Annotated in this window: 4 protein-coding genes; 2 read left to right on the top strand and 2 right to left on the bottom strand. The window is 58.1% G+C overall.

What is annotated here, in order from left to right:
* Positions 1-301: 301 nt before the first annotated feature.
* Positions 302-862 (bottom strand): hypothetical protein, encoded by a 561-nt coding sequence (locus tag G3480_RS25595; RefSeq protein WP_164657035.1) that lies wholly within the window; start codon positions 860-862, stop codon positions 302-304.
* Between the two features lie 300 nt (positions 863-1,162).
* Between G3480_RS25595 and G3480_RS25590 the strand changes: the two genes are divergently transcribed.
* Positions 1,163-1,573, top strand: a complete 411-nt coding sequence (locus G3480_RS25590; protein ID WP_164657034.1) for a hypothetical protein — start codon at positions 1,163-1,165, stop codon at positions 1,571-1,573.
* A gap of 195 nt (positions 1,574-1,768) precedes the next feature.
* Positions 1,769-2,038, top strand: a complete 270-nt coding sequence (locus tag G3480_RS25585; protein WP_164657033.1) for a hypothetical protein — start codon at positions 1,769-1,771, stop codon at positions 2,036-2,038.
* Positions 2,039-2,793: 755 nt separating this feature from the next.
* Here the strand turns inward: G3480_RS25585 and G3480_RS25580 are convergent.
* Complete coding sequence (locus G3480_RS25580) at positions 2,794-3,129, bottom strand: 4a-hydroxytetrahydrobiopterin dehydratase (protein WP_164657032.1); 336 nt, start codon at positions 3,127-3,129, stop codon at positions 2,794-2,796.
* Between the last annotated feature and the right edge of the window lie 259 nt (positions 3,130-3,388).

Here is a 3,388-nt window from a genome sequence, read left to right as displayed (position 1 = left end):
AAACGCATTAGCGATTTCATCGACTTCTTCAATCGCACGTTGGCCAAGCCCTTCCGCTGGACCTATGAGGGAAAGCCACTCGCGGCATAAATGATTAAACAGTCTCGGGATTTCCACTCTGTTGCACTAGGATGACCAGAAACCCAGGAAGTCTCAATACGGTGCCGATTTGATGGTCAATCCCGATGCGGCATCGCGTGCAGGATGACCTCGACGCACGACCACGAACGCGAGACAAGGGGAGAAGTCGTGCGAACCCAGAGTATGCCGCCCCACTTCTTCCGGGGCGGCAGCGCCGATCTCAGCGAACGCGACGGAAGTGATAGATCACCGGCTCCTCGTAGCAGTTTCCACCGTTGGTAATGGAAACCTTGAGATCGAAGTCCTGATAGCGATCCACGTTGACGACGGAGCTGATCAGCGTACCTGCTGGACCGGACGCCGACGAAGAGGGCGGAGACGCATAGACGGAGTACACCCCGCCGTACTGTGAACCACCGTTGCTGATCGATGTTTGGACGCGAAGCGTGGAGCGCCTGCGCATGTCACTCGCCGACAGATGCATCACCAGCTTGCCGATGCGGCGATCGTGAATCGGTTTCGTCCACTCGACCACAGACATGGACTCATTCCCTTCATAGAGGACACGGCCGTCGATCTCGCCTTCGCTTCCGATGCCCTGCGAGCCACTTCCATCGACCACGGGCCTTGTCCAGTTCAGTTGATACCCGTTGTCCTTCGGTTGGTTGCAGCTGAGATAAGGCTTACGAGTCTCGCCGGCCAGCACCCATTCGGGATCGGCGTTCTGCGCCACGGCATGCGCCGCTGCAACGAGCAGTGCGACCAAAAGTGCAACTTTCATACGTGTGCCCTCAAGGTACAAGATGAGCGTGGCTTCTTGGGTATGTGCAAGTGTCGTCCAAGCTAACCTTTGGGTCAAAGAATGATCATCTTTCTCCCCCAGGGTGAAACAGGGACGAGCGGACAACTCAGAACAGCTTCTAGCGAGCCGGAATGGCCGGAAGAGGCGCCGTGCCGACCACGGAGCCACGGCGCGGCACCGAGCAATCCCAGCCTCACGCGTTGACGCAACGAGACGAACCTGTTTAAGTTGCCTAAAGCGTCGGCGTGCGCCAGCGCCAGTGTGTGGAGGCTGCTAGTCATGTCGGTCCATCACAATATTGAAGATGCCTGCAGGGCTTGGAATGCCTGGACGCACCTCGCCGCGCGATTCACCGCTGTTGGAATGATCGGATTCGGTTGCCTCGTCTTTTCCGGCAACTATGGGATTTCAGACGAGATTCCCAGCTATGTCGAAATTGGCGTCGCCATCATTGTCTTCGGCGTCTTGATGTTCATCGGCCTCAGCGGCAAGGGCGGCATCTTCGACAGGGTCAAGAATCTTATCGTCAGTTTCCTCTTGGGGGGATTCGCAGCTGCAGCCGGACTCGTGACGGCGAGTTCAGACACCTGGTACGCGCAGCTGGGATATGGCGCGCTTACGCTCATGATGGGAATTTGGGCGCTGGAGCGTCTTTGGGCTGCGCTCGCGGGAAAGCCGGCCCTAAAGTAGATCGCCATGGCTGCAGACGCCTAGAGTCGACGCGCGGATCGAAAGACCGCGAGGCGCTTCGGGGTTGACGCATCGTCAATGCAAACCATCTCAACACCTGGGTCGAAGTCGCGCGTTGCATGGAGCCGCGCTTATTGGATGCTTTGCCTCTTGTGGCTGTCCGTCCTCCTACCCATAGCCGTGCTGACGAGGACGATGTTAGAGGTGACCTTCAATCATCTGCGTCTGCACTGGAGCGAAGCCTTTTTCCCTTTGTTGACGCAGTGGTATCAGCTCCTGGGTGCCGATGGACTGCTGGGAATCGCCGCGCTCCCTGGCCTACTGGCTCTGATACTGCTGCCCTTTCGTAGCCAGCTCCTCGCAACCGGCATCCTTGGACTCGCACTGATCGGCGGTCTCTACGTGACAGCTGGCGCGATGGTTGCTTTGCATATCGCATACGTGAAGTTTTGCATCAGCCTCTGAACCGCCGTCGTCCGTGCGAAACAGCTTAACGGCAGAGTTTCAGTGGTTCTGACGCGAGGCATGTACCGCTAACGTCGTCACCACTCCGCCATTGGCAGCGAATTCCGAGAACGTGATTCAGGGCGAAGCATTCACCCGGATGGATGCCTCCAAGCAGTCTCTCAGCGTATTTTGTTGCTGCGCTGGGACAGCCGATTGTGACCGTCATGCACCTTGCAGCGGACGCTTGTTGCGGCGAAGCGAGCGTCTGCAGGTCGTCGACAACCGTCAGTGGGGCGAAGACGGTGAGTTTCCGCTAATGGGGCACGACGGTCAGTCGGGTGGCGTCCAGTTCCGTGACGAGCGCGATCAGTTTGGTGACGCCGCTGCCCAATCTTATGGAGGCTGTGACCAATCTTCTGACTTCGCCGACCAGTTTCCTGACAGAGTCAGAAGTACCTCGAGTCCGTAATCGGTGCTGCGAAACTCAGGGTGTACAGTTTCGTGGCAGACGCCGACCAGTTTCAGTGACGACCGCTTTTCAATTTGATGAGGCGAGCGTCCAACTTCATGACTGTCGCCAGTGAACCCCAGTTCCGGTCAGCAAGAGCAGAGGGTGGGTTGAGCGGCCACGGCACGACACTGATATCCGATACGAGTGCCCAATAGACCGTGAAACCCATCCGCCCCTAATACTGGTGCTTGACTTGATCCTGGACCCAACCCGGCCGCGAGCACGGGTGGGTAGATGCGGTTGGACGCCGTCTTTGCGGATGCTAGAGAAGCTTGTCCGTCTTGGCCGCCATGATGAAGTCGTTGCGGTGCAGGCCGCGGATCTTGTGCGACCACCAGGTGACGATCACGCTGCCCCATTCCGTCACCAGCTTGGGGTGATGGCCCTCGGCCTCTGCGATCTCACCGACCTTGTTGGTGAAGGCGAGTGCCTGGACGAAGTCCGGAAAGGCAAAGTGTTTCTCCAGCTGCATCACGCCATCCCGCACCTCGATCGACCAATCCGGAATGTCCCGGATCAAGGTCTTCAGCTCCTCATCCGTCACCTTGGGCGCATCCGCACGACAGGCTTCACAAGTTTCTTGAGTTAGCTGACTCATAGGACGTCTCCTCCGACATTGAGCATATTGGAGACAGCCAGTCGTCATCGCAGCCGACAATCGACCCTGTGCTCCGTGGAAAACCGAAACTTTGCTGTCGACTGGATTGGGTCAGGCGTAGCGCTATTCCAGCCCCGCGACGTCAGTCGGCAGGCCAGACCACAGAGGCGCGAGTCCAAGCGTGTTACGTCCCGCGCTGATTTAGGGAGAGCGTCGCGACCTATTTTGGGTGAGACGCAAAGAAAAGTCCCGAGCTGGC

The organism is Thiorhodococcus mannitoliphagus, assembly GCF_010915725.1.
In the GTDB taxonomy this organism is placed as follows: domain Bacteria; phylum Pseudomonadota; class Gammaproteobacteria; order Chromatiales; family Chromatiaceae; genus Thiorhodococcus; species Thiorhodococcus mannitoliphagus.
The sequence above is the reverse complement of the archived record's forward strand: the minus strand, read 5'-3'. Positions and strand labels throughout refer to the sequence as shown.